This window comes from Pseudomonas sp. PA-1-3F (assembly GCF_021609665.1).
GTDB lineage: Bacteria > Pseudomonadota > Gammaproteobacteria > Pseudomonadales > Pseudomonadaceae > Aquipseudomonas > Aquipseudomonas paracarnis.
On record NZ_WJZD01000035.1, the window covers coordinates 17,199 to 34,760 of the forward strand.

Consider the following 17,562-nt stretch of genomic DNA (forward strand, 5'->3'; position numbering starts at 1 on the left):
CCGACGTATCGAAAAACCTCACGCGTCGGCACACGCCTGCTTCAACCACTGGCTGAAGCATTCAGCCGCCTCACTGAGCGGGCGCTGAGGTGCGATCAGCCAATAGCCGATATCGCTGTGATAGGGCGGCCAGTCAAAGGCCTCTACCAGGCTGCCGTCCTGGAGCCTGCGTTCGATCAGGCGATGGCGGCCCATGGCGATCCCCTGGCCGGCCACGGTCGCTTCGACCACGATGTTGTAGTCATGCAGCATCACGCGGGGGTGGTGATCTAGGTTGACCTGGTAATGGGCCGACCAATCGGTCCACTCGAAAGGGCGGTGGGAGGTCGCCATCAACAGCGCGCCCCTGGCGATCTGCCTGGCTTTGAACCCAGGGCTGCATACCGGTGACAGGGTTTCGGCCATCAGGCGTGTGGCGCGCACGTCGGGCCAGTCGCCCTTGCCGTAGCGGATGGCCAGGTCAACCTCGGCCGTGGCGACGTTGGCCAGTTGAATGGCGGGCAGCAACTCCACCTGGATATGGGGGTAGCACCGTAGAAACTCGGCCAGGCGCGGCGCCAGCCATAACGTGGCAAAGGATGCCAGCAAGCCGATACGCAACACACTTGCGCTGGGCGCACCCCGTTGGTTGCGCGTCGCAGCGGCGATGGCGTCCAGGGCAGGGCGGATTTGCGCGTAGTAATCTTGCCCGGCCAACGTCAGGTCAATCGCACGGGTTCGCCGGATAAACAACGGTTTGCCCAGGTGGTGTTCGAGCTTATGTACCTGGTGGCTCAGCGCGCTTTGGGTCACCGACAACTCGTTGGCCGCCTTGATAAAACTCAAGTGCCGCGCCACGGCCTCGAAGGCGCGCAGGGCCAGCAGCGGTGGAAGGTCGTTGTGCAAGGCCACCTGGATGCGCCTCCTGGGCAGGGTAGAAAATGCCGATTTTGGTCGATGGCCTGCATTTTGTCGCCCGCTTAATTGCCGTCGGGCGGGGCAGGCCGCATTATTGAGGCATTCCCGCCACGACGTAAGCCAAGCCATGAGTGATGACGACAAGCTGATCGACCTGAACGCCGAACGTGCCAAGCGCGTGCACGACCTCAATGACAAACGCTTGAATGAAGTGCGCCAAGCCTTTGAACAAGCCATGCCCTTGGGCAAGCCCAAGAAAAAGTCCAAGAACAAGCCGAAAAAGCGTTGAAACGTCCTGTATCCATTGATGCAGGTCAGTTATTCCCCTTCTTTACGCCCCGTTGTGGGCGACATTGATCCTGGTCAATTTCCCACTGCGCCTTCTCCATTAACTTAGCCCTATCGCAACAGGGCAAGTGCAGGAGGCCGGTCATGTTTTTCGATAATGTGGTTTTCGCCGGAGTGCTGACTGTTAGCCTCATGGTGCTGTTTTTTGTAGGGTTTGGATTTTTTATCTGGAAAGACGCGAACAAGCGTAAAAAACCTTAAGTCTTTCCGGGTTACATGAGCACGCAAGGCATTTTGGGCGACTTCGGTCGCCCTTTTTTTTGGCTCGTTCCCACGCTCCGCGTGGGAATGCATCCTGTGACGCTACGCGTCACCCGTGCGCGAGTGGGACGCGGAGCGTCCGTGGCGGCATTCCCATCACCGATCACGGTGCGATCATAAAAAAAGGTGCGACCCTCGCGGATCGCACCTTTTTTATTGCCGGCTGGCTATCAGTTGCCCAAAGCCTTGGACGCCAACCAGAACAACCCGGCCGAGAGGCCTACGGTCGCTGGCAAGGTCAATACCCAGGCCATCAGGATGGTCTTGACGGTGCCACCTTGCAGGCCGCTTTTGTTGGCAACCATGGTGCCCGCCACGCCAGAAGACAGGACGTGGGTGGTGGACACTGGCAGGGCGAAGATATTGGCAAAGCCGATCATGGTGGCCGTGGTGATTTGCGCCGACATGCCCTGGGCATAGGTCATGCCTTGCTTGCCGATCTTCTCACCGATGGTCAGTACCACGCGCTTCCAGCCCACCATGGTGCCCAGGCCCAGGGCCAGTGCGACCGCGAGAATCACCCAGAACGGAGCATACTCGGTGGTGGCGGTCAGGTCTTTGCGCAGCTTGTCGAGGTCTGACTTCTCACGGGAGTCCAAGCCTGGCAGCTTGCCGACCTTTTTCGCGGTGTCATCCAGGCAAAGCAGGTAGCGACGCACTTCGATGCGGTGGTCGGCCGTCAGCGAGTGGTAGTCCGAGACGCCCTTGAGGGTGCCCAGCAGCGCGTTGATCGTCGGTTCGGTCTGCTGCGGGTTGCAGCGGAACTTGCCCGGCAGGTCATCCTTCACGCTTTTGCCTAGGGCCAGGAACTCACCGAGGGTCTCGTGGTTGCGCTGGTAGAACTGGTTCAGGTGCAGGGTGGCGTCGCGGGTACGTTCGATCTGGTAAGTGGTGCTGCCCAGGTCCAATACGAACTGCGCCGGCACGATACCGATCAGTACCAGCATGATCAGGCCGATGCCTTTCTGGCCATCGTTGGAGCCGTGCACGAAGCTTACAGCCATGGCCGAAATCACCAGGACCAGGCGGTTCCAGAACGGCGGGTGCTTCTTGTCGTCGAGCTTGCGGCGCTGGTCCGGGGTCTTGTGCATCTTAGACAGCGGGCGCCACCACTTCAGGCCGATCAGCACCAGGGCGGCGACCAGGAAGCCCGCCATCGGCGAGAACACCAGGGAGGCGCCGATATCCACGGCCTTCTGCCAGTTCACACCGTCAGCCAGGGGGATGTCGTTGATCAATGCATTGGCCAGGCCGACACCGAGGATCGAGCCGATCAGGGTGTGGGAGCTGGAGGCGGGGATACCGAAGTACCAGGTGCCCAGGTTCCAGGTGATCGCCGCCGCCAACAACGAGAAGACCATTGCCAAGCCGTGGCCGGTGTTCACATTGATCAGTAACTCCACCGGCAGCAAGTGCACGATGGCGTAGGCGACACCGACACCGCCGAGCAATACGCCGAGGAAATTGAACACCCCGGAGAAGAACACGGCCAGGTGTGGCGGCATGGCTTTGGTATAGATGACTGTGGCCACCGCGTTAGCGGTGTCATGAAAGCCATTGATGAACTCGAAGGCGAGGACAAAGGCCAGGGCGAGCAACAGGCTCACGAGAACCCAAGCATCCAGTCCGCTGAATAAATCGATCATGAAGGTTTTCTGACCCGGTCGTAAGGGGGCGCGATTATGCCAGAAAACATCAGTAATCGATGCATTAGCTGCTCATCGGTAACAATCTTCCTGGAAAAAAAACCGGCAAGACACACGTATCCCAGGGTTTTCGGGGCTTTGGCAAGTCTTTGATTTATAAAGCGCGGGCCGCGGAAGGCGGGCTTTTGTCATGAAAATGCCATGCCTGAAACATTTGTATGAAATTTCGTGGGTGGCTGTAGGTTACTGACCAGCGGCCGCTGAACCAGTGGTTGACCGGCAGCGACTGCAAGGCGCTGAACTCGACCAAAGTGCTCAGGGCTCCTCGGTCTTGAGTTCCTGCTCGATTTTTTGGATTTCCTGGGCAAATGCCTGATCCAGCAGGCTGGCTCGTTTGCGCCATGGTTTGCGTTCCGGCTCAGGTTGCGCGGCGTAGGTGGTGACTTCCCCGCCGTAGACGTCCTTGTAACGTTGCTCCTGGCGCTCAAGTTCCGCGCGCAGTTCATCTTTCGTCACAGTATTACCTAATTGAGTTGAGTTATTGATTGCGCAGTGTCATGCCTGAAAGTCGTGCTCGGGGCGATTCCAAATAGAACAGTAGAACCGTTCAAGTTGGTATACGGGCCTGAGGGCCGTTCTTTTAAGCGAGTACTTGTGACCGGCGTTGCCTGCAGCCTGCAATACCTAGTGAGCTCTCCTCCCGATAGTGATACCGGGCTGACCTCTGCACAGGTTGCATTATAGCGGCGCATTTGAAGAACACTATCATCATGAAGTTAAAAAGCGTCAACGGCGTGCTTGGGTTTTGTTACATATCGCCGACGTATTTGTGAACAGCGTCATCTTCATATCCGTATTCATACTGATAGAAGGGTAAATGCCTAAACTTTTCGGCGACATCAGCTAAATCTCAAACGTTATCTGCGGGATCTGCACCCATGCCGGCCAAATTGCGATAATCGCATGGTTGTCCGATAATCGCCCAATGTTACCGGCGCTGACTTGTGCAGGGCGGCCGGCACGGCTTGTAATAGCCGCCAACCCTCCCGTGGTGATAACAAGAGAAGGCCCGTTGAAATGAACGATCAATTGCGCAACTCCTTTGCATCAGTAGCGCCGCCGATCGTGGCTTCACCGGCCAAGCGCATCCAGGCATTCACCGGTGATCCGGATTTCATGACGTCCCTGGCCCGTGGCCTGGCCGTGGTGCAGGCGTTCCAGGAGCGCAAGCGTCACCTGACTATCGCTCAGATCAGCCACCGCACCGAAATTCCCCGCGCCGCCGTGCGCCGTTGCCTGCACACCTTGATCAAGCTCGGCTACGCCACCACAGATGGGCGCACCTACTCGCTGTTGCCCAAGGTGCTGACCCTCGGTCACGCCTATCTGTCGTCCACACCGCTGGCCGTTTCAGCACAACCTTATCTGGACCGCATGAGCGAGCAGCTCCATGAAGCCTGCAACATGGCTACCCTGGAAGGCGATGACATCCTCTATATCGCTCGTTCCGCCACCACCCAGCGCCTGATCTCGGTTGACCTGTCGGTGGGCGGGCGCCTGCCTGCGTATTGCACGTCCATGGGGCGCATTCTGCTGGCCGCCCTCGACGATGCCTCGCTGCAGGATTATCTCGACCATGCCGACCTGCAAACCAAGACCAGCCGCACCCTGACTACACCGCAAGCGTTATTCGAATGCCTGCAACAGGTGCGTCAGCAGGGCTGGTGCATTGTCGACCAGGAACTGGAGCAGGGCCTGCGCTCCATCGCGGTGCCGGTGTATGACGCGTCCGGCCAGGTATTGGCCGCGCTGAATGTCAGCACCCACGCCGGTCGGGTCAGCCGCAGTGAGTTGGAGCAGCGCTTTCTACCGAGCATGCTCAGCGCCAGCCGTGAGCTGAGTGCGCAACTGTTTGCCTAAGCTGTTCGGTGACCGCACAGATCCCGGCGGGCTCGATTGACGGTGTTTCCCTTGGCTTATTAATGTGCGGCAGCGCTCTGAGGAGCTGCCCAATAAGAATGACGGCCCCAGGTCGTCAGCCCGCCATCGGTGTGGAATAAAAATAATGAATCAGCCTTCTGTCGGTACCACCCTGGACGTACAGTCCTTTATCAACACCCAGCCACTTTCGCGCTATCAGTGGCGCGTGGTGATCCTGTGTTTCCTGATTGTCTTTCTCGACGGCCTCGATACAGCCGCCATGGGCTTTATCGCGCCGGCACTGTCCCAGGACTGGGGCATCGACCGCGCAAGCCTCGGCCCGGTGATGAGCGCCGCGTTGATCGGCATGGTGTTTGGCGCACTCGGTTCCGGCCCGCTGGCCGACCGCTTTGGCCGCAAAGTCGTGCTGGTCGGCGCGGTGTTGGTGTTTGGTGCGTTCAGCCTGGCGTCGGCCTACAGCACCAATGTCGACCAGTTGCTGGTGCTGCGCTTTCTCACCGGCCTGGGCCTGGGCGCCGGCATGCCGAATGCCACCACCTTGCTGTCTGAATACACCCCCGAGCGGCATAAATCCTTGTTGGTGACCAGCATGTTCTGTGGTTTCAACCTCGGCATGGCCGGTGGTGGGTTTATTTCGGCCAAGCTGATCCCCGCGTTCGGCTGGCACAGCCTGTTGCTGATAGGCGGCATCCTGCCTTTGATCCTGACGGTGGTGCTGTTGGTGTGGCTGCCGGAGTCTGCCCGCTACCTGGTGGTACGCAATCGCGGCACCGACAAGGTGCGCAAGACCCTTGCCCCCATCGAGCCCGGCATTGTCGCCCAGGCCACTCATTTCAGCGTACCGGAGCAAAAAACCGTCAAGGCCCGCAATGTGTTCGCGGTGATCTTCTCGGGCACCTACAGCGCTGGCACCTTGCTGTTGTGGCTCACGTACTTCATGGGCCTGGTGATCGTTTACCTGCTGACCAGTTGGCTCCCCACCTTGATGCGCGACAGTGGCGCGAGCATGGAGCAAGCCGCGTTCATCGGCGCGCTGTTCCAGTTTGGTGGGGTATTGAGCGCGGTGGGCGTGGGCTGGGCGATGGACCGGTTCAACCCGCACAAAGTGATCGGCACGTTCTATCTGCTGGCCGGGGTGTTTGCCTACGCGGTGGGGCAGAGCCTGGGCAACATCACGCTGTTGGCCACCCTGGTGCTGGTCGCCGGGATGTGCGTCAACGGTGCGCAATCGGCAATGCCATCCCTGGCAGCACGTTTCTACCCCACCCAAGGCCGTGCCACCGGGGTGTCGTGGATGCTCGGTATCGGCCGCTTCGGCGCAATTCTGGGGGCGTGGATGGGCGCTACTTTGCTGGGCCTGGGCTGGAACTTCGAGCAGGTGCTCACCGCATTGGTGATACCGGCGGCCTTGGCCACGGCAGCGGTAATGATTAAGGGCATGGTCAGCCATGCCGATGCGACCTGAAACCAATCGCTACCCCTGTGGGAGCTGGCTTGCCTGCGATAGCGGTGCTGAATCCACTCGCGCCATCGCAGGCAAGCCAGCTCCCACATTGACCCTGTTCCTTACAATGGTTAGTTAAGTAACAATCGGTTCGATAATCGAACGCTCAGTCGATTATCGGATTGTTCGGCCCATTTCCCCGGCTTAATCTTCAAGCACTTCGGCGCCACCTCAGCGCCTTTTTCGATCAACACCGGGAGCCCAACCCCATGGCTGAAATCCTCACCCTGCGTGATGCGGTCAAGCGCTTCGTGAACGACGGCGATACCGTCGCCCTCGAAGGCTTCACCCACCTGATCCCTACGGCCGCGGGCCATGAAATCATTCGTCAGGGCAAGAAAGACCTGACGCTGGTGCGCATGACGCCTGACCTGATCTACGACCAGTTGATCGGTGCCGGCTGTGCGCGCAAGTTGATTTTCTCCTGGGGCGGCAACCCGGGCGTGGGTTCCCTGCATCGGCTGCGCGACGCGGTAGAGAAACAATGGCCGCAAGCGCTGGAGATCGAAGAGCACAGCCACGCCGACCTGGCCAATGCCTACGTCGCCGGTGCCTCCGGCCTGCCGTTCGCGGTGTTGCGTGCCTACGCCGGTTCCGACTTGCCCAAGGTCAACCCGCTGATCAAGACCGTCACCTGCCCCTTCACCGGCGAAGTGCTGGCGGCGGTGCCGTCGGTGCGTCCGGACATTACCGTGATTCATGCGCAGAAAGCCGACCGCAAAGGCAACGTGCTGCTCTGGGGCATTCTCGGGGTGCAGAAGGAAGCGGCCCTGGCGGCCAAGCGCTGCATCGTCACCGTCGAGGAAATCGTCGACGACCTGAATGCGCCGATGAACAGCTGCGTGCTGCCGACCTGGGCGCTGACGGCGGTGTGTCACGTACCCGGTGGTGCCCATCCGTCCTACGCGCACGGCTACAACGAGCGGGATAACCGTTTCTACCAGGCGTGGGACCCGATTGCCCGCGACCGTGGCACCTTTACCGCCTGGATCGACGAATACATCCACGGCACTGCCGACTTCAGTGAATTCCAGGCCAAGCTGGCCACCGCGCAGGAGGCTAAGTAATGGCTTACTCCACCAATGAAATGATGACCGTCGCCGCCGCACGCCGCCTCAAGAACGGCTCGGTGTGCTTTGTCGGCATCGGCCTGCCATCGAAGGCCGCCAACCTGGCGCGCCTGACATCGTCGCCGGATGTGGTGCTGATCTACGAGTCGGGCCCGATTGGGGCCAAGCCCAGTGTGTTGCCGCTGTCCATCGGTGATGGCGAGCTGGCGGAGACCGCCGACACTGTGGTGCCCACCGGTGAGATCTTTCGCTACTGGCTGCAGGGCGGGCGCATTGATGTCGGTTTTCTCGGCGCGGCCCAGGTCGACCGTTTCGGCAATATCAACACCACCGTGGTCGGTGATTATCACCAGCCCAAAGTGCGTTTGCCGGGTGCCGGTGGCGCGCCGGAAATCGCAGGTTCGGCCAAGAGCGTGTTGATCATCCTTAAGCAGTCGTCCCGTTCGTTTGTCGACAAACTCGATTTCATCACCTCTGTGGGGCACGGCGAAGGTGGCGACTCACGCAAGCGTCTGGGCCTGCCCGGCGCCGGCCCGGTGGGCATCATTACCGACCTGTGCATCATGGAGCCGGAGGAGGGCAGCCATGAGTTCGTGGTCACTGCACTGCATCCCGGCGTGACCCGTGAGCAAGTGATCGCCGCCACCGGCTGGGCAATTCGCTTTGCCGACCAGGTGAGCACCACCGCTGAACCCACCGAGACCGAACTGACCGCCCTGCGTGACCTCGAAGCACGCACCGCTGCCGCCCATGGCCAAGCACCGGGAGAAGCCTGATGCGCGAAGTATTTATCTGCGATGCCATTCGCACGCCGATTGGCCGTTTCGGCGGTGGCCTGTCTACGGTGCGCGCCGATGACTTGGCGGCACTGCCGATCAAGGCGCTGATCGAGCGTAACCCGTCGGTGGACTGGAGCGCCGTAGACGAAGTCTTCCTCGGCTGCGCCAACCAGGCAGGTGAAGATAACCGCAACGTGGCACGCATGGCGTTGCTGCTGGCGGGGCTGCCGGAAAGTATTCCTGGAGTGACCCTCAACCGCCTGTGCGCCTCGGGCATGGATGCCATCGGCACCGCTTTTCGTGCGATTGCCAGTGGTGAAATGGAGCTGGCGATTGCCGGTGGCGTCGAATCGATGTCCCGCGCTCCGTTTGTGATGGGCAAGGCCGACGCGGCGTTCTCGCGCAACATGAAGTTGGAAGACACCACCATTGGCTGGCGCTTTATCAACCCGCTGATGAAGGCCCAGTACGGCGTGGATGCCATGCCGCAGACGGCCGATAACGTGGCCGATGACTATCAGGTTTCCCGCGTCGACCAGGACGCTTTCGCCCTGCGCAGCCAGCAACGCACCGCCGCTGCCCAGGCCGCCGGGTTCTTTGCCGAGGAAATCGTTCCGGTGCGGGTCGCCCATAAAAAAGGCGAAACCCTGGTGGAACACGATGAACACCCACGGGACACCACGTTGGAAGCCCTGGCCAAGCTCAAGCCGGTCAACGGCGCGGACAAGACCGTCACTGCTGGCAATGCCTCGGGCGTCAACGATGGCGCCGCCGCGCTGATCCTCGCCAGCGCCGAGGCCGTCAAGCAACACGGCCTCACCGCCCGCGCCCGTGTGCTGGGCATGGCCAGTGCTGGTGTAGCCCCGCGCGTGATGGGCATCGGCCCGGTGCCGGCGGTGCGCAAACTGGTGGAGCGCCTTGGGTTGGCTGTCACCGACTTTGATGTGATCGAACTCAACGAAGCCTTCGCCAGCCAAGGCCTGGCGGTGCTGCGCGAGCTGGGTATTGCGGACGATGCGCCCCAGGTCAACCCCAACGGCGGCGCCATTGCCCTCGGCCATCCCTTGGGGATGAGTGGTGCGCGGTTGGTGATGACGGCCCTGCACCAATTGGAAAAAACCGGCGGCAGCAAAGGCCTGGCGACCATGTGCGTGGGCGTCGGCCAAGGCTTGGCCCTGGCGATTGAACGCGTCTGATCAATAAAAGAGGATTGCTCCATGAGTGACAAGCCCGGTTACCGGCGCCCGCAAGCGGGCACTCAACCTGATTACCTGCACCCGGCCTACCAGTCGACGAACCTGCGTTCGCCGTCCCAGCCTTTGGTGTTCCTGCCCCATTCCTTGTCGGAAATCACCGGCCCGACCATCGGCGCCGAACGTATCAATGAGAAGGACAACGACCTGACAGCCCAGCATGAGGGCGAGCCGCAAGGCGAGCGCATCATCATTCATGGCCGTGTGCTGGACGAAAACGGCCTGCCAGTGCCGGGCATCCTCGTGGAGATCTGGCAGGCCAATGCCGCCGGCCGCTACAACCACAAGCGCGACCTGCACGATGCACCCCTGGACCCGAACTTCACCGGCACCGGGCGCACCGTCACCGACGCCGATGGCTGGTACCAGTTCCAGACCATCAAGCCCGGCGCCTACCCGTGGGGCAACCACCACAACGCCTGGCGCCCGGCGCATATCCACTTTTCGCTGTTCGGCCCCAGCGTGCTGACGCGCCTGGTGACGCAAATGTATTTCCCGGGTGACCCGTTGCTGGAGTACGACCCGATCTACAACTGCGTGCCGGATACCAGCGCCAAGCAACGCTTGATCGCTAGCTTCGACCTGGAAAAAACCATTCCTTCCTATGCCCTCGGCTACCGCTGGGACATCGTCCTGCGCGGCCGCGACGCCACGCCGATGGAGAAATGAGATGACACTCAACGCGACCACGTCCCACACCGTCGGGCCGTATTACCACATTGGCCTGACCTGGCTGAACCGTGAAGACCTGACCGTCACCGCCACCCTCGGTGAGCGCGTGGCAATCAGCGGGCAAGTGGTGGACGGCAACGGTGATGTCGTCAACGACGCCATGCTGGAAGTCTGGCAGGCCAACGCCGTCGGCAAATATGCTCACCCCGAAGACGAGCAGGACAAAGCGCTCGACCCGAACTTCGAAGGCTTCGGCCGCGTGCCGGTGGATGCCGAAGGGCGTTTTCGTTTTACCACCATCAAGCCGGGCAGTGTGCCGGGGCTCAAGGGCACCACCCAAGCGCCGCATTTGGTGGTGCTGGTGTTTGCCCGTGGGTTGGTGAAGCACTTGCTGACGCGGATTTATTTTGACGGTGAGGCCTTGAACGGCGATGACCCGTTGCTGGCGTGTGTGCCGGCAGGACGTCGTGGCACCTTGATTGCCCAGGCGGATGCGGCAGGGGTATATCAGTGGAATGTGATTTTGCAGGGCACAGATAAGGAAACGGTGTTCTTCGACTATTGAGTTGGCTGTTGACGATCGTTCCCACGCTCTGCGTGGTAATGCATCCCGTGACGCTGCGCGTCACCCGTGAACGGCAGGACGCGGAGCGTCCCATGCGGCATTCCCACGCAGAGCGTGGGAACGATCATCCAGGCTCCACCTATCCAAAAGTCTGCTTGCGGAACAGGGTTGTTGCAAAGTATGTCTAGGCTATAACCGTTCCCACTGAGTAAAAAAACATGACAACAAAAACCAGCCACTACACCGGAGAAGAACGCAGCAAACGGATCTTTGCGATTGTCGGTGCGTCCTCCGGCAACCTGGTCGAATGGTTCGACTTCTACGTCTATGCCTTCTGCGCGATTTATTTTGCCCCGGCGTTTTTCCCCTCGGACGACCCCACGGTGCAGTTGCTCAACACCGCCGGTGTGTTTGCCGCCGGGTTCCTGATGCGACCGATCGGTGGTTGGTTGTTTGGCCGGGTGGCCGACAAGCACGGGCGCAAGAACTCGATGATGATCTCGGTGCTGATGATGTGCGGCGGCTCCCTGGTCATCGCCTTCCTGCCCACTTATAACGACATCGGTGCCTGGGCCCCGGCGCTGCTGTTGGTGGCACGACTGTTCCAGGGCTTGTCGGTGGGCGGCGAATACGGCACCACGGCCACCTACATGAGTGAAGTCGCGCTCAAGGGCCAGCGTGGCTTCTTTGCTTCGTTCCAGTACGTGACCCTGATCGGCGGCCAGTTGCTGGCGGTGCTGGTGGTGGTGATCCTGCAACAGATCCTCACCGAAGAAGAACTGCGTGCCTGGGGCTGGCGCATCCCGTTTGTGATCGGCGCCATAGCCGCCGTGATCTCCCTGCTGCTGCGTCGCACCCTGAAAGAAACCACCAGCAAGGAAATGCGTGAAGACAAGGACGCCGGCAGTATCGTCGCGCTGTTTCGCGACCACGGCAAAGCCTTCATTACGGTGCTGGGCTACACCGCCGGCGGCTCGCTGATTTTCTATACCTTCACCACCTACATGCAGAAGTACCTGGTGAACACCGTCGGCATGCACGCCAAGACGTCGAGCTACATCATGACCGGCGCGCTGTTCCTGTACATGTGCATGCAGCCGTTGTTCGGCATGTTGGCCGACAAGATCGGCCGGCGTAATTCGATGCTCTGGTTTGCCGGCCTTGGCACGCTGTTCACAGTGCCGATCCTGTTGACCTTGAAAACCGTGACCAGCCCGTTTTTGGCATTTGTGCTGATCACCCTGGCCTTGGCGATTGTCAGCTTCTACACCTCCATCAGCGGCCTGGTCAAAGCGGAGATGTTTCCGCCGCAGGTGCGTGCCTTGGGGGTGGGCCTGGCCTATGCGGTGGCTAACGCGGTGTTTGGCGGTTCGGCAGAAGTGGTTGCGCTGAGCCTCAAATCCATCGGCATGGAAAACACCTTTTATTGGTACGTCACCGCGATGATGGCGGTGGCCTTCCTGTTCAGCTTGCGCCTGCCGAAACAGGCGGCGTACCTGCATCACGATCTGTAAGGGATGAGTTATGACGTTGCGCACGAGCAATCAACTGTTCGACGCTTATTTCACTGCTGACAGCATGGCCGAGGTGTTCTGTGACCAGGGGCGCTTGCAGGGCATGCTGGATTTCGAAGCCGCGCTGGCTCGGGCGCAGGCCCAGGTAGGGTTGATCCCCCAGGCCGCCGTCGCACCGATTGCCCAGGCGTGCCTGGCGTCGCTGTATGACGTGGATGCCCTTGGCAGCGCGATTGCCACGGCGGGCAACTCTGCGATTCCACTGGTGAAGGCGTTGGGCAAGTTGATCGCCAGTGAGGACGCCGACGCCGAGCGTTATGTACACCTGGGCGCAACCAGTCAGGATGTGATGGACACCGGCCTGGTGCTGCAACTGCGCCGTGGGGTGGAGTTGATCGAGGCCGACCTGGCTCGCCTGGGGGAGGTGTTGGCCGCCCAGGCCCAGCGTTACGCCACCGTGCCGTTGGCCGGGCGTACCTGGTTGCAGCACGCGACGCCGGTCACCCTGGGGATGAAAATCGCCGGTTGGCTGGGCGCGGTGACGCGCAGTCGCCAGCGCCTGGCCGAATTGAAACCGCGCCTGTTGGTGCTGCAATTTGGCGGCGCGTCGGGCACTTTGGCGGCCCTCGGCGAACACGCCATGCCTGTGGCCGAGGCCTTGGCCGCCGAGTTGCAACTGGGCTTGCCGGAGCAACCCTGGCACACCCAGCGTGACCGCCTGGTGGAGTTTGCCAGCCTGCTCGGTCTGATCGCCGGTAGCCTCGGCAAGTTGGGCCGCGATATCAGCCTGTTGATGCAGACCGAAGCGGCGGAGGTGTTCGAGCCTTCGGCGCCGGGCAAGGGCGGTTCGTCCACCATGCCGCACAAGCGTAACCCGGTGGGCGCCGCGGTGCTGATCAGCGCAGCCACCCGCGTACCCGGCCTGGTGGCGACAATGTTCAGCGCCATGCCCCAGGAGCACGAACGCAGCCTGGGCTTGTGGCATGCCGAATGGGAAACCTTGCCGGAAATTTGCCGCCTGGTATCCGGTGCCTTGCATCAGGCAATTCTGGTCAGTGAAGGGCTGGAGGTGAATGCCGAACGCATGGCACAGAACCTCGACCTGACCCAAGGCCTGGTACTTGCCGAAGCGGTGAGTATCGTGCTCGCCCAACGCTTGGGCCGTGACACCGCGCACCATCTGCTGGAACAGTGCTGCAAACGTGCGGTCGCCGAGCAGCGCCATTTGCGCGCGGTACTGGCGGATGAGCCGCACGTCACCGCCGAGCTGTCGGCGGCTGAACTGGATCGCCTGCTCGACCCTGCCCACTACCTGGGCCAGGCGTCTACCTGGGTCACGCGTGCGGTGACCGAACATTTTGCTTTGACTGGCTGAGGAGACCGCTGTGGCTTTTGTACAACTCGCCGAGGGCGAACTGCATTACCAACTCGAGGGGCCCGCCGACGCACCGGTATTGGTGCTGTCCAATTCCCTGGGTACCGACCTGCATATGTGGGACATCCAGATACCGGCTTTTACCGAGCATTTTCGTGTGCTGCGATTCGACACCCGTGGCCACGGCCAATCCCTGGTGACCGAGGGGCCTTACAGCATCGAGCAACTGGGCCGAGACGTGATCGCGCTGCTGGATGCGCTGGATATCCAGAGGGCGCATTTTTGCGGACTGTCCATGGGCGGCTTGATCGGCCAATGGCTGGGCATTCATGCCGGCGAGCGCCTGCACCGCCTGGTGGTGTGTAATACCGCGGCCAAGATCGGCACGCCCGAGGTGTGGAACCCGCGTATCGAAATGGTCCTGCGTGATGGCGCAGCCGCGATGGTGGCGCTGCGCGATGCGTCGATTGCGCGCTGGTTCACCGCGGATTTCGCCGCTGCCAACCCGCATCAGGCCAAGCAGATCACCGACATGCTCGCGGCCACGTCACCCGAGGGGTATGCCGCCAACTGCGGCGCCGTGCGCGATGCGGATTTTCGTGAGCAATTGTCCTCGATCAAGGTGCCGACCCTGGTGATTGCCGGCACCGAAGACGCGGTGACGCCGCCAGCCGGCGGCCACTTTATCCAGAGCCATGTGCAGGGTGCCGAGTATGCCGAGTTCTATGCGGCGCACCTGTCCAACGTTCAGGCCGGTGCTGCGTTCAGCGACCGGGTGATCGAATTTCTGCTGGCCCGCTGAGGAGCTATTTGTGGACGAGAAACAACGTTATGCCGAAGGCCTGCAGGTGCGCCGCGAAGTACTGGGCGATGCCCATGTCGACCGCAGCCTCAATGCCCTGACCGAGTTCAACAGCGAGTTCCAGGAAATGATCACCCGCCATGCCTGGGGTGACATCTGGACCCGCCCCGGCCTGCCTCGGCATACCCGCAGCCTGATCACCATCGCGATGCTGATCGGCATGAACCGCAGTGAAGAACTGAAACTGCACCTGCGTGCCGCCGCCAGCAACGGCGTGACCCGCGCCGAGATCAAGGAGGTGTTGATGCAGAGTGCGATCTATTGCGGGATCCCGGCGGCGAATGCGACGTTTCATTTGGCTGAGTCAGTGTGGGATGAGTTGGGCGTGGAGTCCCGCCAACAAGACTGAATGTGAAGGCGATCAAATGTGGGAGCTGGCTTGCCTGCGATTGCGGTGGGCCAGTCAATATTGGGCTGACTGAGAGATTGCTATCGCAGGCAAGCCAGCTCCCACAGGGGAGCGTCACAAGTTCAGGGCATTAGTGTGAATCAGCATCCCACACCCAATTCCACACCCCCGGCAGATGCACCGGCGCGTTCACATCCTTGACCGTACGGGCCAGCGCTGCACGTTCTAGCTCAGCGTGGTCGGTATAGAACGGCTGGGCGGCGGTCTTCAAACCGTTGACCCGAGCGCTGTCCATCAGGATTTGCAAGTACTCCTGCATATGCCGCGCGGTGTAGCGATTGATGTCATGGAAGGTGACCACCACCGGGATCACCCCCTCCACCGTTGGCAGCTCACCCAAGGCGATGCGTTCGCGTACCACCGACAATTGCCGATACAGGTTGGCCCGCCGACGCGGGCTGGCGTTGAAGCCCCAGATCTTGCCGTCATTGGCACTCAAGTCCGTCAGCAGTACGTGCATGCCGTGGCGTTGGTAGGCGGCGAAGGTGCGCTTGTCGTAGTTCCAGAAGGGTGGGCGTACCAGCACGGGGCGCGCCCCCGTGATGGCGGCAATGTCTGCGGCCCCTTCGGTAAGGGTGTGTTCCAGGGTGGCGTCGTTCAGCCAGCGATGATTGGTGTGAAACGCCGTGGCGGTGTGAAAGGCCAGGACATGGCCAGCGGCGAATTCACGTTCCATGGTCTTGCGCCCCCGGGCACTGCCGCCGGAGCGAGCGGCTTCGGTCTGCAGGAAGAACACCGCCTTGATTCCCGGCAGCACCGGGTTGTTGGCCAGGTCCGCCACTACCGAACGGCTCGGATTGTTGTAGCCCGAGGCGCTTGGGCCGTCATCGAAGGTCAGCAAAAAGCGGATCGGCGCCTGGGCCAGCAGGCGCTGTTCGGTCTGTGGCGTCAGGGCGATGGGGGCGCTGATGCAGCCCCCCAGGCTCAAGGCCAGGGCAAACAGTGCGATTGCTGTAGCGAAGGATTTCATGCCGTGCAGGGCCCGAGTAAAGGCCGCTGCTGGGGGGATCAGCAGCGGCAGGCGCGCACCATACAGTAAGTGCTATGCCGGTTTACAGCAGACTGATCGGATAGCTGACGATCAACCGGTTCTCATCGAACTCGTTGTTGCTGTAGTCCCTGCGCATGCTCGAATTGCGCCAGCGCACGTTGAGGTTTTTCAGCGTGCCGCTTTGCACCGTATAGCCTACTTCGGTCTCGCGGCCCCACTCCTTGCCGTCGGTGATGGTGCCGGTGTGTACGTTGCTGCCGCTGATATAGCGGTTCATCAGGGTCAGGCCCGGTACGCCGAGGGCGGCGAAGTTGTAGTCGTGGCGAACCTGCCAGGATTTCTCCTGCGCGTTGTCGTAGCTGGAGTTGTAGCTGTCGTTGGCCAGGGTGCCGCCGCTGGTGCCGTTGACGCGCATCCAGGCACTGTCGCCGGTGAGTTTTTGCAGGCCGACGTAGAAGGTGTTGCCGCCGTACCTGGCCGAGAACAAACCGGACCAGGTTTTGTTGTCCAGGTCGCCGGCGCGGGCGCTGCCGTCGTCCTTGCCGTAGAAGAAGCCCAGGTTGGCGCCCAGGGTCCAGTCGCCCACAGGCTGGCTGTGGATCAGATTGACGAACTGCTGGCTGTAGATGTCCTTGAGCTGGGCATTCCACACGCCGACTTGGGTGTGTTTGTCGTTGAACGCGTATTCGGCGCCCTGGAAATTGAAACGGTCGGAGGTGAAGGCGGTTTTGCCGAACATCGACATGTCGCTCATGCTGCCGTCGTCCCGCGGGCTGTTGGCGCGGAATTGGCCGCCATAGAGGGTCAGGCCATCGATTTCCTTCGAGGTGATCTGCCCGCCACGCAGGGTCTGTGGCAGGGAGCGGCCATCGTCGGAACGCAGGATCGGCAGCACCGGCATCCATTCGCCCACCTTCAGCTCGGTCTTGGAAAAGCGCGCCTTGAATGCCACGCCCAGCCGACCAAATTCATCGGCTGGCCGACCGTCATGGTCCAGCGGCAGCAACTGCGTGCCGCCCGTGCCACGCCCGCCATCAAGCTTGAGCGAGTACAAGCCCAGCACATCCACACCAAAACCGACTGTGCCTTGGGTGAACCCGGACTTGGCGTCGAGAATGAAACTTTGCGTCCACTCCTGCGCGCCACCCTGAGCCTTCGTAGGATTGGTGTAGTTGCGGTTGAAGAAGAAATTACGCAGGTTGAGGTTGGCGCTGGCGTCTTCGAGAAAGCCGTAATCCTGGGCGAGAACGGGCAGGGCAGAACTGGCGACAGCAGCCGCCAGCAACAGCTGGCGCGGTTGGAAAGTGCTCATGGTGTGAACCTGTTGTTATTGGGTTTATGCAGGTGGCGGCCATGGTGCGCGGCGGTGCGGGGGCGATGAAAGTGGGGGAAGGCGGGTTGTGGGCGATGATCGAACGCAAGTTGTACGGGCAACAATGCAGGCATAAAAAAACCGCTTCCGGTGAGGGAAGCGG

Annotated in this window: 18 protein-coding genes; 13 read left to right on the forward strand and 5 right to left on the reverse strand. The window is 61.2% G+C overall.

Translation table 11 applies throughout. The features are described from left to right. Nucleotides 1-18 precede the first annotated feature (18 nt). Nucleotides 19-891, reverse strand: coding sequence for a LysR substrate-binding domain-containing protein (locus tag GIV26_RS22060; RefSeq protein WP_057975633.1), 873 nt, complete (start codon nt 889-891; stop codon nt 19-21). Between the two features lie 133 nt (nt 892-1,024). Here GIV26_RS22060 and GIV26_RS22065 point away from each other — a divergent pair, with 133 nt between their 5' ends. Further along, nucleotides 1,025-1,186, forward strand: coding sequence for a hypothetical protein (locus GIV26_RS22065; protein ID WP_005785860.1), 162 nt, complete (start codon nt 1,025-1,027; stop codon nt 1,184-1,186). 143 nt (nt 1,187-1,329) lie between these two features. Next, complete coding sequence (gene ccoM, locus GIV26_RS27235; RefSeq protein ID WP_019817835.1) at nt 1,330-1,446, forward strand: cytochrome c oxidase subunit CcoM; 117 nt, start codon at nt 1,330-1,332, stop codon at nt 1,444-1,446. Nucleotides 1,447-1,676: 230 nt separating this feature from the next. On the opposite strand, the gene GIV26_RS22070 is transcribed toward ccoM, so the two are convergent. Together GIV26_RS22070 and GIV26_RS22075 are read right to left on the reverse strand one after the other, a co-directional pair. Continuing rightward, nucleotides 1,677-3,152 carry an inorganic phosphate transporter gene (locus GIV26_RS22070; RefSeq protein ID WP_003189291.1) on the reverse strand — a complete coding sequence of 492 codons (1,476 nt, stop codon included), beginning with the start codon at nt 3,150-3,152 and terminating at the stop codon, nt 1,677-1,679. Nucleotides 3,153-3,467: 315 nt separating this feature from the next. Next, a complete protein-coding gene (locus GIV26_RS22075) occupies nt 3,468-3,668 on the reverse strand; it encodes a hypothetical protein (RefSeq protein ID WP_003189295.1) in 201 nt (66 codons plus the stop codon). Nucleotides 3,669-4,229: 561 nt separating this feature from the next. Between GIV26_RS22075 and pcaR the strand changes: the two genes are divergently transcribed. The 11 genes from pcaR (at nt 4,230) to pcaC (ending at nt 15,036) form a co-directional block, all read left to right on the forward strand. After that, nucleotides 4,230-5,072, forward strand: a complete 843-nt coding sequence (gene pcaR / locus GIV26_RS22080; RefSeq protein WP_003189296.1) for a pca regulon transcriptional regulator PcaR — start codon at nt 4,230-4,232, stop codon at nt 5,070-5,072. Nucleotides 5,073-5,217: 145 nt separating this feature from the next. Beyond that, nucleotides 5,218-6,558 (forward strand): MFS transporter, encoded by a 1,341-nt coding sequence (locus tag GIV26_RS22085; RefSeq protein ID WP_236282214.1) that lies wholly within the window; start codon nt 5,218-5,220, stop codon nt 6,556-6,558. Between the two features lie 248 nt (nt 6,559-6,806). Beyond that, complete coding sequence (locus GIV26_RS22090; protein WP_003189300.1) at nt 6,807-7,664, forward strand: CoA transferase subunit A; 858 nt, start codon at nt 6,807-6,809, stop codon at nt 7,662-7,664. Next, entirely contained in the window at nt 7,664-8,443 is a 780-nt protein-coding gene (locus tag GIV26_RS22095) for a CoA-transferase subunit beta (protein WP_034125965.1), read from the forward strand. Before GIV26_RS22090 ends, GIV26_RS22095 begins: the two co-directional genes overlap by 1 nt. After that, nucleotides 8,440-9,642, forward strand: coding sequence for a 3-oxoadipyl-CoA thiolase (pcaF, locus tag GIV26_RS22100; RefSeq protein ID WP_173647467.1), 1,203 nt, complete (start codon nt 8,440-8,442; stop codon nt 9,640-9,642). Before GIV26_RS22095 ends, pcaF begins: the two co-directional genes overlap by 4 nt. 21 nt (nt 9,643-9,663) lie before the next feature. Beyond that, nucleotides 9,664-10,368, forward strand: coding sequence for a protocatechuate 3,4-dioxygenase subunit beta (gene pcaH, locus GIV26_RS22105; RefSeq protein WP_019817832.1), 705 nt, complete (start codon nt 9,664-9,666; stop codon nt 10,366-10,368). 1 nt (nt 10,369) lies between these two features. Continuing rightward, the gene (pcaG, locus tag GIV26_RS22110; RefSeq protein WP_034125967.1) at nt 10,370-10,936 is read left to right on the forward strand and encodes a protocatechuate 3,4-dioxygenase subunit alpha; all 567 of its coding nucleotides are present in this window, start codon (nt 10,370-10,372) and stop codon (nt 10,934-10,936) included. 218 nt (nt 10,937-11,154) lie between these two features. Beyond that, nucleotides 11,155-12,450: an MFS family transporter gene (locus tag GIV26_RS22115; protein WP_032893116.1), complete on the forward strand. Its 1,296-nt coding sequence runs from the start codon at nt 11,155-11,157 to the stop codon at nt 12,448-12,450. A gap of 10 nt (nt 12,451-12,460) precedes the next feature. Continuing rightward, complete coding sequence (locus GIV26_RS22120; RefSeq protein ID WP_236282216.1) at nt 12,461-13,825, forward strand: 3-carboxy-cis,cis-muconate cycloisomerase; 1,365 nt, start codon at nt 12,461-12,463, stop codon at nt 13,823-13,825. 10 nt (nt 13,826-13,835) lie between these two features. After that, a complete protein-coding gene (gene pcaD / locus GIV26_RS22125) occupies nt 13,836-14,627 on the forward strand; it encodes a 3-oxoadipate enol-lactonase (protein ID WP_197880249.1) in 792 nt (263 codons plus the stop codon). 10 nt (nt 14,628-14,637) lie between these two features. Continuing rightward, on the forward strand, nt 14,638-15,036 hold the full coding sequence (gene pcaC / locus GIV26_RS22130) for a 4-carboxymuconolactone decarboxylase (protein WP_003189316.1): 399 nt from the start codon (nt 14,638-14,640) through the stop codon (nt 15,034-15,036). Nucleotides 15,037-15,166: 130 nt separating this feature from the next. Here the strand turns inward: pcaC and GIV26_RS22135 are convergent, their stop codons facing one another. Together GIV26_RS22135 and GIV26_RS22140 are read right to left on the reverse strand one after the other, a co-directional pair. Then, complete coding sequence (locus tag GIV26_RS22135; RefSeq protein WP_236282218.1) at nt 15,167-16,066, reverse strand: polysaccharide deacetylase family protein; 900 nt, start codon at nt 16,064-16,066, stop codon at nt 15,167-15,169. Between the two features lie 82 nt (nt 16,067-16,148). Beyond that, nucleotides 16,149-17,399 (reverse strand): OprD family porin, encoded by a 1,251-nt coding sequence (locus GIV26_RS22140; RefSeq protein WP_236282220.1) that lies wholly within the window; start codon nt 17,397-17,399, stop codon nt 16,149-16,151. Nucleotides 17,400-17,562 lie beyond the last annotated feature (163 nt).

Bases quoted from the DNA above. Each gene is read 5' to 3' on its own strand.
- GIV26_RS22070 (WP_003189291.1), bottom strand. From the start codon at position 3,152: ATGATCGATTTATTCAGCGGACTGGATGCTTGGGTTCTCGTGAGCCTG.
- pcaH (WP_019817832.1), top strand. From the start codon at position 9,664: ATGAGTGACAAGCCCGGTTACCGGCGCCCGCAAGCGGGCACTCAACCT.
- GIV26_RS22135 (WP_236282218.1), bottom strand. From the start codon at position 16,066: ATGAAATCCTTCGCTACAGCAATCGCACTGTTTGCCCTGGCCTTGAGC.
- GIV26_RS22140 (WP_236282220.1), bottom strand. From the start codon at position 17,399: ATGAGCACTTTCCAACCGCGCCAGCTGTTGCTGGCGGCTGCTGTCGCC.
- GIV26_RS22120 (WP_236282216.1), top strand. From the start codon at position 12,461: ATGACGTTGCGCACGAGCAATCAACTGTTCGACGCTTATTTCACTGCT.
- pcaR (WP_003189296.1), top strand. From the start codon at position 4,230: ATGAACGATCAATTGCGCAACTCCTTTGCATCAGTAGCGCCGCCGATC.
- ccoM (WP_019817835.1), top strand. From the start codon at position 1,330: ATGTTTTTCGATAATGTGGTTTTCGCCGGAGTGCTGACTGTTAGCCTC.
- GIV26_RS22115 (WP_032893116.1), top strand. From the start codon at position 11,155: ATGACAACAAAAACCAGCCACTACACCGGAGAAGAACGCAGCAAACGG.
- pcaG (WP_034125967.1), top strand. From the start codon at position 10,370: ATGACACTCAACGCGACCACGTCCCACACCGTCGGGCCGTATTACCAC.
- GIV26_RS22095 (WP_034125965.1), top strand. From the start codon at position 7,664: ATGGCTTACTCCACCAATGAAATGATGACCGTCGCCGCCGCACGCCGC.
- GIV26_RS22065 (WP_005785860.1), top strand. From the start codon at position 1,025: ATGAGTGATGACGACAAGCTGATCGACCTGAACGCCGAACGTGCCAAG.
- GIV26_RS22085 (WP_236282214.1), top strand. From the start codon at position 5,218: ATGAATCAGCCTTCTGTCGGTACCACCCTGGACGTACAGTCCTTTATC.
- GIV26_RS22090 (WP_003189300.1), top strand. From the start codon at position 6,807: ATGGCTGAAATCCTCACCCTGCGTGATGCGGTCAAGCGCTTCGTGAAC.